This is a genomic window from Paenibacillus sp. FJAT-27812 (assembly GCF_001273905.1).
Taxonomy (GTDB): domain Bacteria; phylum Bacillota; class Bacilli; order Paenibacillales; family Paenibacillaceae; genus Pristimantibacillus.
In genome coordinates this window covers 4619015-4638569 of sequence record NZ_LIGH01000001.1, presented here as the reverse complement: position 1 = coordinate 4638569, position 19555 = coordinate 4619015, and the positions used below count along the sequence as shown (strand labels likewise).

Annotated in this window: 20 protein-coding genes and 1 pseudogene; 8 read left to right on the top strand and 13 right to left on the bottom strand. The window is 43.9% G+C overall.

Translation table 11 applies throughout. The annotated features are described in order from the left end of the window. Positions 1-59 precede the first annotated feature (59 nt). The 6 genes from ADU23_RS19175 (at position 60) to ADU23_RS19150 (ending at position 7732) form a co-directional block, all read left to right on the top strand. Positions 60-1016, top strand: a complete 957-nt coding sequence (locus ADU23_RS19175) for an ABC transporter permease (RefSeq protein WP_053375200.1) — start codon at positions 60-62, stop codon at positions 1014-1016. A gap of 12 nt (positions 1017-1028) precedes the next feature. Further along, positions 1029-1958 carry a carbohydrate ABC transporter permease gene (locus tag ADU23_RS19170; protein ID WP_053375199.1) on the top strand — a complete coding sequence of 310 codons (930 nt, stop codon included), beginning with the start codon at positions 1029-1031 and terminating at the stop codon, positions 1956-1958. 87 nt (positions 1959-2045) lie between these two features. After that, positions 2046-3542 (top strand): ABC transporter substrate-binding protein, encoded by a 1497-nt coding sequence (locus ADU23_RS19165; protein ID WP_053375198.1) that lies wholly within the window; start codon positions 2046-2048, stop codon positions 3540-3542. Between the two features lie 140 nt (positions 3543-3682). Beyond that, positions 3683-5446, top strand: coding sequence for a sensor histidine kinase (locus tag ADU23_RS19160; protein ID WP_053375197.1), 1764 nt, complete (start codon positions 3683-3685; stop codon positions 5444-5446). Then, positions 5421-6182, top strand: coding sequence for a response regulator transcription factor (locus tag ADU23_RS19155; protein ID WP_053375196.1), 762 nt, complete (start codon positions 5421-5423; stop codon positions 6180-6182). Before ADU23_RS19160 ends, ADU23_RS19155 begins: the two co-directional genes overlap by 26 nt. 62 nt (positions 6183-6244) lie before the next feature. Continuing rightward, complete coding sequence (locus ADU23_RS19150) at positions 6245-7732, top strand: ABC transporter substrate-binding protein (RefSeq protein WP_231637490.1); 1488 nt, start codon at positions 6245-6247, stop codon at positions 7730-7732. Positions 7733-7899: 167 nt separating this feature from the next. On the opposite strand, the gene ADU23_RS19145 is transcribed toward ADU23_RS19150, so the two are convergent. From ADU23_RS19145 to ADU23_RS19105, 9 genes and pseudogenes are all read right to left on the bottom strand, one after another. After that, entirely contained in the window at positions 7900-8298 is a 399-nt protein-coding gene (locus tag ADU23_RS19145; RefSeq protein ID WP_053375194.1) for a VOC family protein, read from the bottom strand. A 510-nt stretch (positions 8299-8808) separates the two neighbouring features. Beyond that, a complete protein-coding gene (locus ADU23_RS19135) occupies positions 8809-9315 on the bottom strand; it encodes a GNAT family N-acetyltransferase (protein WP_053375192.1) in 507 nt (168 codons plus the stop codon). Positions 9316-9483: 168 nt separating this feature from the next. Then, positions 9484-9954: a hypothetical protein gene (locus ADU23_RS19130; protein ID WP_065383770.1), complete on the bottom strand. Its 471-nt coding sequence runs from the start codon at positions 9952-9954 to the stop codon at positions 9484-9486. Positions 9955-10338: 384 nt separating this feature from the next. Further along, entirely contained in the window at positions 10339-10968 is a 630-nt protein-coding gene (locus ADU23_RS19125; protein ID WP_053375190.1) for a class I SAM-dependent methyltransferase, read from the bottom strand. Between the two features lie 96 nt (positions 10969-11064). After that, a complete protein-coding gene (locus tag ADU23_RS19120; RefSeq protein WP_053375189.1) occupies positions 11065-11451 on the bottom strand; it encodes a hypothetical protein in 387 nt (128 codons plus the stop codon). A gap of 17 nt (positions 11452-11468) precedes the next feature. After that, positions 11469-11690 carry a hypothetical protein gene (locus tag ADU23_RS19115; RefSeq protein WP_053375188.1) on the bottom strand — a complete coding sequence of 74 codons (222 nt, stop codon included), beginning with the start codon at positions 11688-11690 and terminating at the stop codon, positions 11469-11471. Between the two features lie 176 nt (positions 11691-11866). Next, a pseudogene (locus ADU23_RS32220) lies at positions 11867-12046 on the bottom strand (FAD-dependent oxidoreductase); the annotation flags it as partial. A 21-nt stretch (positions 12047-12067) separates the two neighbouring features. Beyond that, complete coding sequence (locus ADU23_RS19110; RefSeq protein ID WP_053375187.1) at positions 12068-12553, bottom strand: RrF2 family transcriptional regulator; 486 nt, start codon at positions 12551-12553, stop codon at positions 12068-12070. 254 nt (positions 12554-12807) lie between these two features. After that, the gene (locus tag ADU23_RS19105) at positions 12808-13302 is read right to left on the bottom strand and encodes a hypothetical protein (protein WP_157265866.1); all 495 of its coding nucleotides are present in this window, start codon (positions 13300-13302) and stop codon (positions 12808-12810) included. Between the two features lie 331 nt (positions 13303-13633). Here ADU23_RS19105 and ADU23_RS19100 point away from each other — a divergent pair, with 331 nt between their 5' ends. After that, positions 13634-14140: a metallophosphoesterase family protein gene (locus tag ADU23_RS19100; protein WP_053375185.1), complete on the top strand. Its 507-nt coding sequence runs from the start codon at positions 13634-13636 to the stop codon at positions 14138-14140. A 162-nt stretch (positions 14141-14302) separates the two neighbouring features. On the opposite strand, the gene ADU23_RS19095 is transcribed toward ADU23_RS19100, so the two are convergent. The 4 genes from ADU23_RS19095 to ADU23_RS19075 form a co-directional block, all read right to left on the bottom strand. Then, entirely contained in the window at positions 14303-14797 is a 495-nt protein-coding gene (locus ADU23_RS19095; protein WP_053375184.1) for an NUDIX domain-containing protein, read from the bottom strand. A gap of 518 nt (positions 14798-15315) precedes the next feature. Next, positions 15316-16587 carry an IS110 family transposase gene (locus ADU23_RS19090; protein ID WP_053375183.1) on the bottom strand — a complete coding sequence of 424 codons (1272 nt, stop codon included), beginning with the start codon at positions 16585-16587 and terminating at the stop codon, positions 15316-15318. Between the two features lie 476 nt (positions 16588-17063). Then, a complete protein-coding gene (locus tag ADU23_RS19080; protein ID WP_053375181.1) occupies positions 17064-17801 on the bottom strand; it encodes a WecB/TagA/CpsF family glycosyltransferase in 738 nt (245 codons plus the stop codon). Between the two features lie 308 nt (positions 17802-18109). Next, positions 18110-18433 (bottom strand): hypothetical protein, encoded by a 324-nt coding sequence (locus ADU23_RS19075; RefSeq protein ID WP_231637489.1) that lies wholly within the window; start codon positions 18431-18433, stop codon positions 18110-18112. A gap of 391 nt (positions 18434-18824) precedes the next feature. Here ADU23_RS19075 and ADU23_RS19065 point away from each other — a divergent pair, with 391 nt between their 5' ends. Beyond that, positions 18825-19322: a DinB family protein gene (locus tag ADU23_RS19065; RefSeq protein WP_053375179.1), complete on the top strand. Its 498-nt coding sequence runs from the start codon at positions 18825-18827 to the stop codon at positions 19320-19322. Positions 19323-19555: the final 233 nt, after the last annotated feature.

Here is a 19555-nt window from a genome sequence, read left to right as displayed (position 1 = left end):
TATACAATGAGCCTAACAAGTGCAACACAAGCGAGAAAACACCGGAAGGAGTGACAGACATGAGATCTGAAGTTGAGCAACAAGTTAAAAGAAAGCGCTTACCATTCCGTTGGCACAAGCAGGATACGGAACTAACGATCTTGGCATTGCCTACGACGATTTGGTACATACTGTTTTGTTTCTTACCTATGTTCGGGATCATTATTGCCTTCAAAAACTTCAGAATTAGCGGCGGCTTCTTGAGCAATGTGTTTAACAGTCCGTGGGTTGGCTTCAAAAACTTTGAGTTCTTATTCAAGTCGAATGACGCTTGGATCATTATTCGAAACACCATCGGATACAATATTATTTTTATCGTTCTAGGCATTGTGCTGCCCGTTCTATTAGCGATTATGATCGGACTGCTCCACAACCGCAAAGCAAGTAAAGTCTATCAGACGATGATGTTCCTCCCCTATTTCCTATCTTGGGTTGTCGTATCCGCTGTAGGCTGGGCATTCCTAAGCTTCGATAAAGGAATTGTCAATCAAATGCTCGTCAATATGGGCAGCGATCCTGTTAACTGGTATATGGAGCCGCAATACTGGCCATATTTTCTGATTCTCTTAAATGTCTGGAAAGGCTTGGGCTATGGTATGGTCATTTATCTGGCAACCATCACAAGCCTTGACAGCACATACTATGAGGCAGCTGTTATTGATGGCGCTTCCATTTGGCAGCAGACGAGATTTATTACATTGCCCATGCTCAAGCTAGTTATCGTCATGCTGTTCATTTTGGCCGTTGGACGTATATTCTACACCGATTTCGGCTTGTTCTATCAGGTCACGCGAGATTCCAATTCTCTGTTCAACGTGTCTACCACGATCGATGTCATGGTCTATAAACAACTGAAGTCCGCAACACTAGGCATGGCAGCTGCTGCCGCATTCGTACAGTCGGTTCTGGGTTGCGCAACTATTCTAATCGCTAATTGGATTGTTCGCAAAATTGATCCTGATAGCGCGATGATGTAAGGAGGTAACACAATGTCAACGAGGACGACTTACGAAACGGGCCTTGAGAAATTTAACCGTACAAACAACGTCGTTAACATCTTTTTCAACCTGATCTTTATCATCTTGGCGCTGCTCTGCGTCATTCCAGTAGTTGTTGTTCTATCTATTTCATTTTCCAGTGAGGACTCCATACGTGAGACAGGATACCATCTGTTGCCGATTGCATTGTCAGGTGAGGCTTACGCCTATGTAATCAAGCAGGGAACGATGATTTTGCGGGCGCTCGGCGTATCCGCTCTTGTTACTGTCGTTGGCACTGTGCTCGGTGTATTGCTTACGACCTCCATGGGCTATGTACTTTCTCGACCAACCTACAAGCTGAATGGCTTTCTGACCTGGGTCGTATTCATCCCGATGATATTCAATGGCGGTCTGGTATCCAGCTACTTCATTAATACAAATTTATTAGGGCTAAAAGATAGCGTCTGGGCACTTATTCTACCGCTGGCCGTCTCATCGTTCAACGTTATCATTTGTAAAACCTTCTTCAAAAGCACGATTCCCGATGGGCTGATTGAATCTGCTGAAATTGATGGCGCGAGCCAGCTGCGAATCTTTTTCTCTATCATCTTACCGATCTCCTTGCCCGTAATTGCAACAATTGGGCTGTTCCTCTGCTTCTCTTATTGGAATGACTGGTTTCAATCGATGCTATATATCGACAACCAAAACCTGTATTCTCTTCAGGCACTGTTAAATAGCTTGATGAGCAATGTGGATGCGCTTGCCAAGAATGCTGCAAGCATGGGCGTTAGCTATGCCGTGCTCGTCGCAACTATGCCGAAGGAATCTGCCCGCATGGCTGTAGCCATAATCATTGTGCTGCCTGTAGCCTTCGCCTATCCGTTCTTTCAGAAATATTTCATTTCTGGACTAACGATCGGCGCTGTCAAAGGATAATAAACGAAATAAGCCAAGCAAGCTTGGTTTATGATAGATCACTGTGCAAATCTTGCGGTGATCCAACTTCAATAAGGGGGAAATGAAATGAAGAAATCTTGGAAGCTACTCTCTACACTCTGTATTCTTACAGTAATGGTGAGTGCCTTAGCAGCCTGCTCCGGCTCGAAGGCTCCGTCTACAACAAACGAACCTCCCACAGCTACAGACACAGCAGAGAACACCGCAGCACCTAGCAAGGATATACCGACGTTAGTCTGGTGGACCATCGGCGGACAAGTGCCAAATAACTTCAGCAAAGCTATTGATGCCATGAATGCATATACAGCTGAGAAGATTGGTGTGAAAATTGACATCAAGGTAGCCAGCTGGGGCGAATGGGATACCAAAATAAACACGATTGTGAATACTGGCGAACCATTCGACATTATGTTCACAAACAGCGGTAAATACAGCAAGCAAGTGGCTATGGGTGCTTTTGCCGATATTACTGATCTGGTTCAAAGCGAAACGGCTGACTTATACAAATTGATTCCTGAAAAAGTATGGGATGGCACAAAAATTGGCGGCAAGTATTACTCCGTTCCCACATATAAGGATTCAGCACTAACGCAATATTGGGTGTACGATGATAAATACGTGCAAAAGTACAACATCGATATCAATAACATCAAAACACTGCAGGATCTTGATAAACCTCTGCGCAGCATCAAGTCTGGCGAAGGCAAGAGCTTCTACCCATTGCCAATGACGCAAGGCGAAGGATTGAACGGCTTCTTTAACAATTATGACGATTTAACGCTAGGCTTCACCCCGATTGGCGTAAAAGCTGATGACGGATCACGCACGGTTGTCTCTGTTCTCGAGCAGCCTGATGTTATGGCCGATCTGAAGCTCCTGCATCAATGGTACCAGGATGGCATCATCAACCCTGATGCTCCGACCAAAACAGAGAACGACAAAGGCAGACCATTCTTTGCGGCTCAAGCATTTCCAGGCGCAGAAGTAAGCTGGCAGATCAATGACGCGGTTCAAAAATATGATATGGTTCAGCACTTCGGTCCTATTTATACAACGAGTACGATCCAAGGCTCCCTGAACGCGATTTCTGCGAATTCGAAATATAAGAAGGAAGCATTGAAATACCTCGAATTAGTCAACACAGATCCAAAACTGCGCAATATGCTGGCATTCGGTGAGTTAGGCGTAGACTACAATAATGTCGATGGCGAAAAGGTAATCGAGCGTACTTCCGATACTTGGCCGCTTGCCGCTTACTCCCAAGGAACATTCTTTAATCTAGCGGTTACCAAAGGTGCTCCTGAGGATCAATGGGAACAGGTCAAAAAACTGAATGACGCAGCGACATCGTCCACTATACTAGGTTTCGCACTGGACATCAGTAATCTTCAGACAGAAGTGGCGAATTGCCAATCCGTATGGGATAAATACAAATATGAACTCATTACAGGGGCATCTGATCCGGAGAAAATGGTTCCAAAGATTACAGCTGAGCTAAAGTCCGCTGGTATGGACACGATTATGCAAGCTGCTCAAGAGCAAATTAATAATTACTTCAAGTAAGATTAAATGAATAAGCATCCCTTATTGAGACACTCTGTATGGGATGCTTATTTCTTGCTACCTATGAAGCTTTGCTTAATCATGTTAAAGTGGAATGGTAAACGCTTACTTACAATGAGCTGCTGCAATTGAGGTGTCGTATGAGCTCTTTTTTACAAATCAAAATTTATCGCTACAAGTTTATTGCCTATGTCGTCTTCGTCTTGACCATCGGGCTCACGCTTGGCATTCTAACCTGTGCAATGCTGCTGAACCAATGGGTTGGCGATGCCCGTCTAGAGGCCGCTAATGCTTTCGCTGGCGTAGAGAATGAGCTGCAGTATGATGCCGACCGGATTGAAGCTTACATGCAGCGTATATACTCCAATCATAGTCTGATGGATGATGCTCGCAGCTTTTTAAGCAGCAGCGCTGAAGGCTACTTAACCAATAGTCTGCAAAACAGCCAGTTCTCACAGCCGCTGGTCTCCTTCCCAGAGGATATTAAAACCTATTTGTACAGCTGGGCGCAAGGTGAAATAACGCAGATTAGTCTTCATACCGACCAGTATGGCAATGTCGTACGCTTTAACGATAACGGAATTGCAAGCTACAAGTTCGGTCTTCCAAATACAGATGAAGCATTTCAAGATACCATTCTAAAGGGATTCGTATACCGCAAGAAACTATCGGATCCTACAGTGGACTCTAAGGAATTAGGCGAGCTGCGCTTCTTGGTCAGCAGTGATCAAATCTTTAAATCTACACAAAAATACCGATTTGGAAAGGCCGCTGCAATCAGTGCTTCTGGCGAGATATACCTTATCGGTAATGGACAGGACCAAGACTTGAAGGAACTAGCCCGTATGGCGGCGGCGAATGGACGCAGTCATGGTTATATTTCGAAGGGTTTTTTAAAGCATATATTTTTTATTACCTTTCCATCCACCAAATTCAATTTCAATTTCGTCAGCATCGTTGATTTATCTATGCTGATTCGGCAGCATGCCAGGATGCTAATCACCATCTTTTTGATCGTATTAACGACCATGATTAGTGTATTACTGCTCATAATGTACAATATGCGGGATGATTCCCGCTTCCTGCATCGCATTATTCAATCGATTGGACGCGTGAAAACAGCCAATTTCACAACTAATCGCCCTGCCCGTTATCGTCGAAATGAATACGGCATGATCGCAAGGGAATTAGACGATATGATTCAGCAGTTGGATAAGTATATCCGAAATGAATATTTGCTTAAGCTTAAGCAGCAAGAAACGGAAATGATAGCGCTCCAAAACCAAATCAACCCTCATTTTCTTTACAATACGTTAGAGGTTATCCGCTCCACTGCTCTTGTTAACCAGGACAGGGACACCGCTGATGCAATTGCTACCTTAGGCGCGCTCTATCGTGAGATTGTCAAAAAGGAAAATATCATTTCTATTGCAAGTGAGCTGGAATTACTACAGAAGTACTTAGAGATTATGGAGTTTAAGTATCCCGAGCGTTTTTTTTATCAAGTCAATGTAGAGCCAACGTTACTCTTGCTCCCGACCGTGAAATTTTGGATGCAGCCTTTGGCTGAAAATTTTTTCATCCATGGCTTTAGCGCTAGTAATGAGTTTAACCTGTATGTCGTTAATGGCTGGGAAGACGAGGAGCATTATGTATTGGAATTCGTGGATAATGGGCGTGGTATCAATACGGAGCGTTTACTTGCAGTGCGAAGCACACTGTCCAACCATGATGATACTTACTCCGAGAGTATCGGTCTACGGAACGTATACACAAGGCTTCACTTCTTTTATGGGAAAAGCTTTTCTATAGAGATTGAGAATAACGAGGAAGCTGGAGTTAAGATTTCCGTACGGATATCAAAAGAGGTGACTGAGCATGTACAAACTGCTGATTATGGATGACGAGCCTCAGATTTTGGAGGGCATGAAGCGAATCGTGGACTGGAAAGGATACGGTTTCAGTCGGATTGAGACCTGCGAATCTACGGACGAGGCTATGTCCAAGGTTGTAGACCTGATGCCAGATGTCGCCATTTTTGATGTCTGCATTGGCAAGAATCTTGGCTATGAAACGATCCAGAGACTCAACGAGCTCCACATCCCTACAAAATATGTTATTATGAGCGGCTATAGTGAATTCAAGTATGCCCAAGAAGCCATTCGCTGTGGTGTCAAAGACTATCTGCTCAAGCCTGTAGAACGTACAAAGCTGCAGCGAGTTATTGAGAAGATTATTGTTGAAGATCTGGGTGGTACGATAGGTAATATTAGCTGCGAGAGTTTGAACAAGGACCCGGTACTAGGTGTAAGCTATGACAGCTTATCCAAGCTGGTCAACCGCATTCTGCTAATGATCAAGACAGAGTATGCTCAGAATATTACCTTAAAATCAGTGGCAGAGCGCTTCCAGATGAACAGCACCTATCTTGGACAACTATTTCTAAAAGAGTCCGAAATGAAATTTTCAGAATACCTAATGGGTTACCGAATGCTACTCGCACAAGAACGAATCCAATCGTCAGATGAGAAGATTTCTTCTGTCGCGCTTTCCGTCGGCTACAATAATCTCAATTATTTCTATACACACTTTCATAGCTTTTTCGGAAAATCTCCCTCTGATTTGCGGGGAAAAGGCTAACATCGAGCTAGGCAGAAAGGAGGATACGGATGCTAAAGTGCTCTAGACACAGATGTATCTTCATGACAATCAGTATTATATTGCTGCTCACAGCGTATACGACCGGTTGCTCCCGGCAGCCTAGCAAAAGCAACAATGACAAAAATTATGGTGACACTGTAAATCTGATTTATTACACAATTGGAGAGCCTGACAAGGATTTGAAGCTCGTAAATGATAAAATCAACGAAATCCTGGCTCGTAAAATTGGCGTGACTATCACCTATATCAAGGTAGGTTGGCAGGAGTATGAAGATCGGCTGAACACACTTATATCCGCAGGAACTCCTTTTGACATTGCTTTTGCACCCAATTATGCATCCACCGCTATGCGCGGCGCATGGCTCAGACTTGATGACTATCTTTCGGGCCTGGGCAAGGATTTGTACGACACCATTGACCCCACCTTTTGGCAAGGGGTACGAATGAATGATGGAGGCATTTATGGTGTGCCGACCAATAAAGAGCTGGCCGTGCGTGATCATTGGATGTACCCCGCTTCAATTGTGAATAAGTACAATATCGACATTACCAAGTACGATACGCTGGAATCACTTGAACCGTTGCTCCGGATGATTCAACAGGATGAACCTGCATACATACCGATGGAATTAGATCGGGATTCACATAATTTCTTCGCCCTCTACGGCTACGAATATGTTTTGAACCATAAAGTTCCCTTGATGGTGAAATCACTGGACCCTAACGCTAAGGTCGTAAATATCTTCGAAACAAAGGAAGCACGTCAGGTATTAGACACATTACGTCGTTATTATAAGGAAGGCTTCATTAACAAGGACGCCGCGCTGCGGGAGCCTGGCGGACTTAAGCGTGGGGATAAAGTGTTCTGGAAGTCCTCAGGCGGCGGCCCCCTCTCGGAGAATACTTGGAGTAAGGATCGCGGATACAAGGTTGTATCGTATCCCGTTACCCCTAGTGTCGTCACCACAGAATCAGTCCGTGGAGGAGTGATGGCTGTTAATGCCACCACCAAACATCCCGCCCAGTCTATTAAGTTTTTGAATCTGCTCAATACCGACCCTGAAATAAGAAACTTATTTAATTATGGCATTGAAGGCGTGCATTACACGCGGGGCGAACACGGGCAAGTGGTCCCCATTCCCGGCAAAGACAGCCACGGCGACCCGATCCCGGATGCACCAGCAAGCTATGCAGGAGTACAATATACACAGGGTAACTGGTTCATTCTGAGCACCCTGGGCGGTGATAACCCGGAGCCCCTCGATAAATGGGATCAGTTCCGCAAATACAACGCCGAAGCAATCAAGTCCACGGCTCTCGGCTTTACGCCTGATCTATCCAAGCTGACCGCCCAAACCGATAACATCGAGATGGTTTGGAAAAAATATTATCCTAGCCTCATGACCGGCACCGTTGATGTTGACATGATCCTCCCCAAGTTTAACGAGGAGCTGAAGCAAGCAGGCATCGAAGAGGTACGGAAAGAAGTACAGAAGCAATTGGATGCGAGGCCGGGCGTAAAGAGGTAAGCGTTATTGCGGATCCGGGTCTCAATCAGCCGAATTGGCAGTAATTTTTGAACTATTCTACCTTACACTAACCTGTCCGTCAGCTTAATTAATAAAGGAGCAGCTACCGCAGCAAACTGATCCTTCAATGTTTAACTATCGTGACAGTTAACGTTTAAATTTCATTACTAATCCAGCTTCTTACTTACTCCACCGCCGAAGGCGATGCGGTATCCATCAGCGTCTTTCATAGTAAATTCACTCCAGTGTTCAGAGTAGCTAGGACCTTTAACTATCTCTATACCATTAGCAAGGCATTCTTCAACCAACAAATCGACTGCATCCGTATATGCAAAAACATCAAAATATAACCCACCTTCAACAGAAGATGAAGGTCTTACATCCTCTTTGTTTTTAGCGGGATGCAAAATAAATGTAATATTGCCTCTTGATACGTGTACGTGTCCGCCAATTTCTTCATATATAAATCCAAGTTTCTTGTAAAACTCAGAAGCAGCTTGTGTATCCTTTACTAGCAATACAATTGATGAACCAGATATATTCGCTATTTTCGCTTGCTCTTCCATTTAACGAAACCTCCTTTTAAGTGGAAATGATTCCAATTGAATAATACAAAAGGTGTTAGATATAACGCTTCGCTCAACTAAACTGACCGTTAGTTAAAAAAAAGCAAACAGTTAGCTTTTATTTAAAAGTATCAGTCTTTTAGCAAAGTAATCCTTTTCAATTATTCTTTTCACTAAACCATATTTATTTGTTTCGAATAGGTTACCGTTTTCTACCGAAAGGATAGTTATAGGCTCATCTTTTGTCGTAGTTCCTTGTTGGATACATACTATTAAATTTGAATGTACCTTGTTTGACTTTTCCGTAGAATTATCTCATCACTTGGCCCCGGTTCAAATAAAGCATCTGCAGACCATGCTCCGACTATTTCATCCATCGTTACCCCTCCATAGTTATCGATTTCAACTAAACTATCTTTGTCCGTGAATTGAATCCTTGTGAATCTTTCAAAAAAAGACCGCCCTGTCTCTAAAGCGGTCTCTTGTATTCGCAATTGGTCCTCTTTTCAGTTATGAAACCGGAATTTCTTTTTCCATAATAAAATCATCCATGACGAATCCATTCCCGATATCCGCCTTTTTTTCTTGTACGGTTTTGAAGCCTTTTTTCTCATATACCGCAATAGTGGATTCGTTATGACGATTGACCGTCAGCCAAATATGGCTTAAATTCCGCTCTTTGCACAGCTGCTCAAGGAATGCCGACGCTTGGCTCGCATAGCCGCGCCCCCGGTGCTCCTTACCTATGTAAAACTTGCTCAGGAAGAGCTTACCCTCTTCTTGTCTGACCGACATATATCCGACCGCAGATCCATCGTGATGAATGAAGTAATATTCGTAACCCTGATGATGGATCTGATCCTTAATCGCTGGAATCGATTGGAATTGGCTAATCATGTATTCAATCTGCTCTATTGTAATAATGGTTACATAATATTCACGCCATATTTCTGCCGCCAATCGTGCAACCTCAGCGATTTGTTCCGTTGTATTCACTTGTGGAAATGTAAGCTTCATAACACGTGCCCGCCTCTCCTGATCTCTCATTTCATGTTTTCAATAGAATATCATAAATTTCAGCATAAGGTTTATTCGCAATTAGCGAAGCAGAAAGTAATGGATCGATCTGCTCCGTCGCCTTCGAATTATTATTCAACTAACTTTATCCTCTAGTTTAAAGAGCTGCTAATTATCAAACCAAAAGACCATGCGAACATTCTCAGGCTCGTCAATTTTACTTAGCCGTGGGATAAAGTCACTCACAAAAGGAATAACTAAGTCTTCAAAAGTACAGATTACTTCGTCGTCATCCTCCATTGTTTGTTGCCAATCATATTCGAGGAGTTCTTTTAAAGACAGCCAACTTCTTGTGTGAGCGTCCCCATTTTCTTCATCACTTTCATTCTTTACCTCTGGGCTAACATCGTCAGGTAGACCCTTTGGCAGTGAGATTGGTTGAATACTATATCGATTTCTTACATTAGCTAATATCGCAAACAACAAGTAATTTCTATCTGTCCAGTATTTTTTTCGGACTTCCATTGCTTCAAAGCAAGGGTGATTTATCCATTCATCTACGCTGATCCAGTGAGTCATTAAAGGATTGTCATTTTTGATCGTTTTCTGCTCGATATATACATGAATGTCCGTCCCCAATTGCATCCCTACCTTTCACAACGAATTTTACATGGAACTTCAATAAACGTCCTTTCTTATTTTAACACATATTTACAGTTTGCTGCCCGTTAGCTCAATAGAGATTAATAGTCGAGCGCCGAATGAAAATCATACAAATTAATCTTACTGCCTCGCCAAGAAAATCTTTCTATTCAACAAACTAGAAATGTTTTTTCACTAGCTGTCCAACTTGCGCTGCTACAGCTTCATTCTCTCCATCTACTTCTTCTGGTACGTAAAATTCCAACATTCCAATGAAATGGATGGCGAAGGTTCGCGCCTATAACAAACGACTTTTAGGATCAATACTAAAAAGCGCCTGCCGTTGGGAGCAGCCGCTGACGAAGAAGCAACTTCATATATTTATAGTGCTTTCATACATTTTACAATTATAAATTTAAGCGGAGGTTTATTTTTCACGTTCTTACTTGGCTCGTCAATTTCTGAAAACTCCACCAGTCCATATTTTTCAAATTCTTGTATTATGGAGTCAGAATCATAAAAAAACATGTTAACGCCTTCCATTATCTCGAAATAGTCTTTATCCAGTTGTTTGCCCTTTCCAAACATTGGGGTTTTTTTCGAAACAGTTGCAAAAATCATATATCCATTTGGCTTTAACTGATTATAGCAATCCTTAATAAACTTCTCTCTCTCGCGATCATTCAATAAATGAATAAGCGCATAGCAAAATATACCGTCATAGCGTTTGTTATCAAAAGGCATCTCTGTTACAGAACCATGAAAAATACTAATATCAATCCCATTTTGCCTCGCCAAATCAATCGCTGTTTTTGAAATCTCAATACCTGTTACTTTTATTCCATTGTCAATAAAAACCTTTGCATTCCTGCCATATCCTATACCTGGCACCAGTATGTCTTTAACATTCCTTTCAAGGAAAAAGTCCTTTGTCGCGATTGCGGAGTCTGTAGGCTCAAATCCCCACATCGCTTGTTTTTCTATAAAACTTGATTCCCAAAATTCCGTCATGTCTCTATCTCCTTTATGGGGTCCCCCAACATTAAACGCTAAGCCTTCGGACATGACCGACTTAGCGTTTTATCTTACATCAGCTAAGTCGCGACATTATAGTTTATGACGTTCTGTTCTGGACCAGCGTCTATCTTCATCATGCGACCCTTCATTTTTTATCTCCGGCGATTTCGCTTTGCGGAGGAACAAACCGAGAATGAACACACCAAGTGCGATGAAAACGCCAACCCAGAAGGCGTTATTTATGCCGTTTGCAAGCGCTTTGACTATTTCTCCTGGAGAATGCGGGTCGCTCGATCCATTCAAGTAATTTTTCTGTCCATTGGCCATGATACTGATATACAGAGCAGTGCCGATCGCACCGGCTACCTGCAACAGCGTGTTTAAGATCGCGGTCCCATGCGGGTACCGATGGCGCGGCAGCTGATTGAACCCAGCGGTCTGTGCGGGCATCATCACTAGCGAGACACCGATCATCATCGCAATGTACACCGCTACTAATCGAACAGCTTTCCAGCGACCGGAGCCATGCTCCCGTTCACTATTCCTCCGGGTAGCAGGATCACTCCAGACTTGAACGCCGTCAACGGAAGCATGATCGCCGTCGAGAAAAATGTCATCATTAACATGACGAGCAGCACTGCGACAAGTGAAAATAACGGATAAGTTGCCGCCAGACGAAAAGTATCAAGGCGGCACCGCTCGCCACAATGGTCCAAATCACCTCCGGCTCTGACCAGCCATTACTCCTGACATTTTGTAATCCGGGATTGTTGCAGCTCGCCTGGAAAACCGACCCATAATTTAGTGATTACATTGCTACTACACCTTGTACTTCCTGCCTCAAAAATGTCCATCCGTCTTCCTCCAAGCCTCTGCATTCAGTTCATTGTTCATGGGTCTCGCGAGTGACAGCGTTGCGAGGACGGCCTTCATCGATCACCGCTACATTTTTCCTCGCCCTCCCCAGCACGAGGGCGGCGTTCAACCCAGCGGGGCCTCCGCCAATAATCACCACATCAAGATGTTCGTTTTTCGCTATCAATACCACCCTCCATAGATCTTTATTATCCATAATTAAAGCGCAAGAAGCGTATCACTTCTTGTTTACCTCATGATTGCAACGCTTGAAAGCTTCATCCATTACCGACTGGATAGAGTGCTCCCGCAAGTATTGGTGCAGATGCTCTTCCGCGCCGCCCATCACCTTCTCAACCAAACATTCGCTATTTTTTGGGCCTTCTTGCTCCCGTGGTACATCCCCAGCTTTCGCTAGCAACCGATGCTGCTGCGAATTCGAATTCGAGCATTCGAACAATTGCTGTCTTCCTTCAATTACTTGAACCACATCAAGAAATGTAATCTGTTCGGCCGGTCGTGCCAACTCGTAACCGCCGTTCACCCCCGGTACCGCACGTACGATTCCATCCTGCCTCAACTTGGACATGATTTTGGATAAATAGCTTTCAGAAACGCCAAGTGTCACAGCTAATTCCTTGATTCCAATATTGTTGCGGCGATCCGATTGACCCAAATGAAGTAAGGCGTGTAGAGCGTAATCTGTACTTTTAGAGTATTGCATGGTCCCCTCATCCTTTCCTAAGGACCCTATAAACATGGACCCGCGATATCCATAATAAATGATTTAACTTCAGCTTGCAATGACTTTTTCTTGCTTGACGCTAATGTTCAGTTCAAGTAATGTCTATATGCCTAAACTCCAATTCATTAGGATTCCCAATCCAATTCTGCTATATTACATCCGGGCGACTAATACGAACGATGTTCTTTTAAGTGCAATAGCTTGTATAAAAAAAGAAACCCAGGGAGTTACCGTTAAGGTAAAATCCGCCGTAGCCTCGTAAAAAGTTGAATTTTCACGCTCTTAGTCGTTCCTTTGTTGACCTCGATCACATTAGGATGAGCGGAGCTCCATTGAGCAAGCGCGGAGACATCGACCACACGGTTATCGCTGTAATTGGCATTGGCGGTCAAGGTCATCGACTCGCCGATCTGCTTGTCCACCGTTGTTTTGCTCAGAACAATCTGATTCCGAATGTCCACTCTAACTATCGCGGTCGCCTCTTTGCCACTATAAGAGTCTTTAATGGTAGCTGTTCCCGATTTGTATCCTGTCACCTTGCCTTTGATCACGTCCGCGATATTCGTATGATCAGACGACCATTGAGCTTTGTCCGTAATCCATTCCCGGGTTCCATCCGCAAAAGCCGCATAAAGCTTTAATTCACGGGACTTATTCAAGCCCAGGTCGAAGGAATCCGTATCGAAATCCAGACGCTTTGGCACCTCAACGTCAACATGAAAGGTCACGCTTTTGTCTCCGTAAGTTGCCGTAACTTCTGCTGCTCCCGACTTTTGACCGAAATGTTTGCCATTTACCACATAAGCGACTGAGTCGTCTGAGGATTTCCACTTTGCCTTAACTTTCCCATTCTTCTTTGTTGGATATATTTTGCGTTAAGCCATCAGGGTAAGTAGCTGTTAAGACAATTTGCTTTTGCTCGTCACTTTACGCATCTGGTCAGAAAACAATAGCTGTCGTTTTTTTCGTTGTAGCATTGATTGTTGTCTTATTGGTCTATATGATGAAAACATGAAATACGAATGAAAATATGAAGACAAGGAATCGAGGTCGGTGAGGATGAAAATCGTCGTCGTATCTGATACGCATATGCCCAGAATGAACAAGAAACTGCCAGATCGATTGCTTCGCGAGCTAAAAACGGCAAATGCTATCATTCATGCAGGTGATTGGACGAATCTTTCCGTGTATGAGGCTTTGGCAGCATTCGCCCCGATCTACGGTGTCGCAGGCAACAATGATGGACCAGACATTATCCGCAAGTTTGGACTGCAGAGGCAGTTAGAGCTCGAGGGTGTAAAAATGGGTATCGTTCACGGACATGGTGTTGGGAAAAGAATAAATACGGAAGCGCGTGCGTTGGAAGCCTTCAAGAATGTTCATTTGAATGTGCTGATCTATGGCCATTCCCATATTCCAGTACTTAAGCGCTCAGGTGGCCTGCTGGTATTTAATCCTGGGTCACCAACTGATAAGAGGCGGCAGCCCATGTATTCGTTCGGCATTTTTCAACTTGCTGCTGGAACAGTAGCTGCCAAGCATATATTTTACAATGATAAATCGTAGCATTATAGTCCGTTTTTGACGACATCTACCGAGCAGATTTTTTAATTCGCCGATATGATTTTCGTGTTCAAGGGAAATGAAGTATTAGATCGGATTTGTTGAACTATCTATAAACGAGAGTATCTATGAGGCTACCATTCTATGCCAGCAGCCTCGTCCTCTTTATCCAGCAATAAATGAAGGCGTTCTTAAGTTTTCTTTATTTGTTATCCATTTTGTTAAAGCGTTTCTCGAAGGTGCACCAAGTATAAAATTGACATCATTATTGGGATGCAATTTGTAATCGGTTATTTCATCCAGTGGAATCCAAGCAATGCCGACCTGGTGCACGTCAGGAGTGTCTCCAACCTTTGCTTCATTTAACGAAATAACCTTGCATAAAAATGTAAAGTCAATTTGGTGGACATCGGGCTCTAAATCAGGAAAAAGAGAATCTCTTTTAGCAATGAATTCATTTATGAAGAGAAGTTCCTCAATCTCAACCTCCAAACTTACTTCTTCAAGCACTTCCCTGACCAAAGTTTCTTGGATGCTTTCTCCATGTTCTTGACCACCACCAGGGAGAACATAAAATTCCCCTTGAACTCCAGATCTGCGTAGTACAAGTAATTTTTCATCTTTAATCATTATAGCCCTCGCTGCGGTTCGAATTCTCAACTTTCTCTCTCCTTTCCCCTTCAAAGTATAATAGAGACTGGATGATTCCTTACCTTTATTACTCTATACTACCAGTCAGCATAATAATGAGCAGGCATCCGTAGCGCCTACTCATCCCGGTGTTTTATTCAACTCCCTCAGTACGATATGGTTTTCTCACGAATGCTCGCTTATTCGCAGGATTTCGCCCGGTTGGTATAGGATGAAAGACAAGAAGGGGAACTCCGTATAAGACTTCGGCAACATGAAGACGCACGGGAATAAAGGGGAATATATACCGCCCCAGAAAGTTCCATTTACTGCACGCATTCTCCACGCCGCCCCTGGAGGTTCTCACTCCCATGTCTCAACGGGTCTACGCCCTTTCATTCCTTCGTTACGCCTGTCCAAGGGGTGGAGGCCGGTCTTGCTATCGTTACGGGTCGGTGCCCTTTGGTTGAATATATCCGGTACTCCGTGCTTTCTTTGAAATCCTGCGAATAAGCCAAAACTCGTACAACGAAACGGTAGGGCGTAGGTTACGCTGCTAGTTGAATTGGTAAGGTTTTAGGTGGGTTGTAGGCTTCGCCTCGGCGAGCCATCCCAACAAGTATTCGAGCTAGTTTGCCACAAAGTTTCATAATGGACCTTATTTTCTTCATCTTCTTTACCTGTACATTGTAGGCATGCATGGTTTTGAACTCTGGATTGTTAGCGACTAAACTCATGGTCATCAAGAAAATGAAACGGCGAAGGCGCGATCGTCCGCGTTTACTGATTTTCATCTGCCCCGTCCATTTGCCTGAACTTGCTTCTGCGAGGTTTAGGCCAGCGTGCCGAAGCMGTGCATTTCCATGTGCAAAACCGCTTAAATCTCCGGCCTCACCAAGAATACCAGCTAGTGAGATCGCACTAATTCCTTTTATGGCAAGCATACATTTAGCAAAAGGTATGCGACCTAATACTGCAATAATCTCTACCTCTACGACTTGCAGCTGTTCACAAGCGAGATCGTATTCAGCGAGAAGCTGTATTAAATGGAGCTTATATGCATGAGTTGCCTGCTTAGAGCCAACAGAATGACTAGCAAGCGCAACAAGGGTCTGAGCCTTCTTCTCCCCGGGTTGACGTTGCATAATGGATTTCCAGCACCTTACCACGTCCTGAGGCGTTAACTTTCTCAGTTCTTCAGGCGTCGGGAAAAGACGAAGTGTCGCCAATGAACCTCTGCACATCAGGTTCTTAAACACTTGTCGCAGTTCAGGGAACACAACGTCAACCCAACGATGAATTTGRTTCTTTGCACTAACGAGYCTCGTAACGACAGAGTCTCGGTTGGAGAGAAAGACACGAAGCTCTTCAAAAGCTTCAGGCSCATTGCGAATGAATGAATAGTAGCCGTTTTTCACCATGTCTGCGATGACGAGAGCATCCTTTTTATCGCTCTTCGATGGTGTATTGTCGCGGTTTTCCTTATTCTTTTTTACAAGGTGAGGATTAACGAGAACAACTTCAAATTGTTTCTCGGATAGCCATTTGGAGATGCTTAGCCAGTAATGCCCCGTCGGTTCCATGCCAATGATAGCGAAGTTAAGGTTATGGACTGCCTGCAACGATTGGATCCAGCGAAGAAGGATCAGAAAACCTTCTTCGTCATTTGAGAAAGATAGCGGATTGCCAATTACGATCCCGCGAAAGTTTACTGCACGTGCGACGTGCGTTTGCTGAGCGATATCGATCCCGACGACTAAATGCTGGGCGGTAATTTTTTCAATGAGTTGATTTTGTTTGTCCTGCGATTTAAACTTCATAGTAGAGCGTCCTCCTGGATGATGGGATTTAAAGGGCTATGACCCGTTTCGTAATCCCATCGTACCGAGGCGCTTGTTTTTTTGCAAAGCTGATAATTAACGCTCTACAGGAATGCTATCGTTACCTGTTAGTTCAGCCGTTCATCTTTTGATTAAACATAATCTTATAGTCCCGTGCATCATGAGGATATCTTTCCTGAATACTCTCCACGTATCCCCAAAATAATTTTTCATCGAACTTTTTAGGATCATCAGAAAGCACTAAAGGTAAATTATGAAATGTATCTGATAGATCATTTATAAATTTCGTAGACTTCGCTGAGTTCGTAAACGAATGGGAGCGTATATCTACCAGAACGGTATACAACAAATAAAAATAAGCGCTTATCCTTTTGTTGTCCAAATGCTTCGCTCCTTTTTCATGCGCCACATTCCATAGTACCGCACTGTAGTTACCCGTTAGTTCAATGAATGGTCTACTTATCTTCCCTAAATAACAATGCCCGTATAGCAAATCGAGGTAATATAAGCTGTCGTTTCCATCTTGACGGTTGTCGAATCAACCTATAAAGCCATTCTACGTTTAGCCTCTTCCAACTTTCAGGAGTTTCCTTTACCTTTCCGGCTATTACATCGAGACTTCCGCCAACCCCAATTGCAATTTTGGCATTAAGCTCAAATCTATATTTATGAATCCATCTCTCAGCATAGGGGGCTCCGAGTGCAACAATCAAGATATCAGGTTTTAAGAAGCTAATTTCTTTAACTATCTTATCTTCTTCATTTTGTTTAAAGAAGCCATGATGCTTACCTAGTATTAAAAGGTCAGGATACTTTTCACGAATAACCTCACATACTTTTTGGTTAGTGTTCGGGTCTGCGCCCAGAAAATAAAATGACCATTTCTTTTTATTCCCTGAATCTAGAAGCCTTAGCAACGTATCATAACCAGTAACCCTTTCAGGAAGATTCCCACCCCTTAAACGAGATACCATCACAATCCCAATACCATCTGCTGTAATAAGACCAGCTTCATCTATAATAGAACGTAGTGACTTGTCCTTTTGACATGCCATAGTAATTTCCGGATTAACCGTAATAACATGAAAAAGTTGAGACCTGTCCTGTTCAATTACATTACTAAGGATATCTACGGTGCGATCTAATGTAATTTTGGGAAACTGAACTCCCATTACTTTCGCATAATTTTCCATAATATCATGTCCACCTTCAATTATCGTTACCGATATTTTAACATGATTTCAATTTATTAACTATATCAACCGATAGCACAGTGACTTACACCTTTTAAGAACTGCTACGTCAACTTCATCAATGTAGCCAACATCATCGGTTAAATTCCAAAATAAAATCTTATCTGTTTCATCGTTTTCTTGAAACGGGACTATGTGATCCTATTCAGCAAAATAAATCGGATTATATTTTATATCCTCCATCGGGTTTCCTTCAGGCGAAAGTCGATTCTGTTCTACATCCGGTATGACCATAGTTCACGAATCTTTTATTGTTTTCCGGGGAAGCCGTGTCTCTTCGCACTCCACGCTATAATCAGCGCCACAAGCAGAAGAATCAACAGCACTCCCGGAAAAGCCTGCGCGTAACCCAGTTCTAACCATATTCCACCCGCAATCCCTCCTCCGGCTATGGCCAGATTCCACACCGTCGTATTAATAGGCATCACGATATCAACGCCTTCTTCACTGCTAGCATCAGCCAGCGCGGTTTGCAATAGCGTGGCGGCACCGCCGAAAGTAAGTCCCCATAACGCAACTGCCGCATAAACGACCCACGCCGATGTCCCGCCAACCCACAATGCAACGGACACCAGCGCTAAACCGAACAGACTGAGTAAGTCAAGTCATGCTCTCCAAGGAACGAACAAAGGTACGCGGTTGGCAGCAAGATTGTATAGAACGGGCCCTAGCAAATGGTGAGTTGCCCGCTTCAACGGATATCCCCATGCTGGTTACCTTGTTTGACACCTTTCTTCGAGGGATCTCATCACAAGCTATAGACGGTATTCCGCTTGAGGCAATTGATGCTGCCATAACGCAGCTAATGAGTGTATGGGATATGCTGTCTGCAAAAACGGGGGATCGGGAGAAAGTTTAAGTATGGTTTGACCAATTGATCCAAGATTTAGGTAACCACTTATGGATACTTTCCACTAGACTGGAATTTATAGTATGCTAAACCATAAGGGAGGAGAGGAATTCATGGTCAAACAACTGATCGTCGGCGACGCAACGCATGAACTGGAAATTACGCGCCGCATTCTGGAACGCTTACCCGAGGAGCATATGTCATGGAAGCCGCACGAGAAATCGATGACGCTCGGGGGACTAGCTACGCACCTGATCAACCTGCTGAACTGGCAAATCGCGATTTTTCAGTACCCGGAGTTCGATCTTTCTACCGTGCCACTGCGGAGGAAGCCTTTGGAGAAACGCGCTGACGTTCTGGAGGAGTTCGACGCGAACGTCGGCAAGGTTGAAAAGTTGCTCACCGAATGCGACGAGAAAACACTCGGCGAGGAATGGACGCTGCGCCACGGCGACCATATTATTCTCCGCGAGCCGCGGGCGATTGCATTCCGCACCTTCGGATTAAGCCACATGGTCCACCACCGGGCGCAGCTCGGGGTATACTTGCGGCTTCTCGATATTCCGGTGCCGGGCTTCTACGGTCCCTCGGCCGACGAGGAAGCGCAATGAACTAAGTTTCTCGATCTGATATGCGCCAAACAGTCGCAGGAAATCGGCATGACCGCCGGTCCTCTGCGACTGTTTTTATTGTCGTTGAATATCACAACAACTTATTCTCCATCCATCGTGATTTTTGTTTTATCAACTTTTTTTCCGTTCGTTAAGCAGGCTGCTGACCGGCAAAGCTCGTCGGTAATCAGACAATGTTCTTTACAATGACAAATGACAAAAACTTGATTCGA

Excerpts from the sequence above, each read along its gene's own strand:
- ADU23_RS19175 (WP_053375200.1), top strand. The coding sequence starts at position 60 with ATGAGATCTGAAGTTGAGCAACAAGTTAAAAGAAAGCGCTTACCATTC.
- ADU23_RS19170 (WP_053375199.1), top strand. The coding sequence starts at position 1,029 with ATGTCAACGAGGACGACTTACGAAACGGGCCTTGAGAAATTTAACCGT.
- ADU23_RS19165 (WP_053375198.1), top strand. The coding sequence starts at position 2,046 with ATGAAGAAATCTTGGAAGCTACTCTCTACACTCTGTATTCTTACAGTA.
- ADU23_RS19160 (WP_053375197.1), top strand. The coding sequence starts at position 3,683 with ATGAGCTCTTTTTTACAAATCAAAATTTATCGCTACAAGTTTATTGCC.
- ADU23_RS19155 (WP_053375196.1), top strand. The coding sequence starts at position 5,421 with ATGTACAAACTGCTGATTATGGATGACGAGCCTCAGATTTTGGAGGGC.
- ADU23_RS19150 (WP_231637490.1), top strand. The coding sequence starts at position 6,245 with ATGACAATCAGTATTATATTGCTGCTCACAGCGTATACGACCGGTTGC.
- ADU23_RS19145 (WP_053375194.1), bottom strand. The coding sequence starts at position 8,298 with ATGGAAGAGCAAGCGAAAATAGCGAATATATCTGGTTCATCAATTGTA.
- ADU23_RS19135 (WP_053375192.1), bottom strand. The coding sequence starts at position 9,315 with ATGAAGCTTACATTTCCACAAGTGAATACAACGGAACAAATCGCTGAG.
- ADU23_RS19125 (WP_053375190.1), bottom strand. The coding sequence starts at position 10,968 with ATGACGGAATTTTGGGAATCAAGTTTTATAGAAAAACAAGCGATGTGG.
- ADU23_RS19120 (WP_053375189.1), bottom strand. The coding sequence starts at position 11,451 with ATGATGATCGGTGTCTCGCTAGTGATGATGCCCGCACAGACCGCTGGG.
- ADU23_RS19110 (WP_053375187.1), bottom strand. The coding sequence starts at position 12,553 with ATGCAATACTCTAAAAGTACAGATTACGCTCTACACGCCTTACTTCAT.
- ADU23_RS19100 (WP_053375185.1), top strand. The coding sequence starts at position 13,634 with ATGAAAATCGTCGTCGTATCTGATACGCATATGCCCAGAATGAACAAG.
- ADU23_RS19080 (WP_053375181.1), bottom strand. The coding sequence starts at position 17,801 with ATGGAAAATTATGCGAAAGTAATGGGAGTTCAGTTTCCCAAAATTACA.
- ADU23_RS19065 (WP_053375179.1), top strand. The coding sequence starts at position 18,825 with ATGGTCAAACAACTGATCGTCGGCGACGCAACGCATGAACTGGAAATT.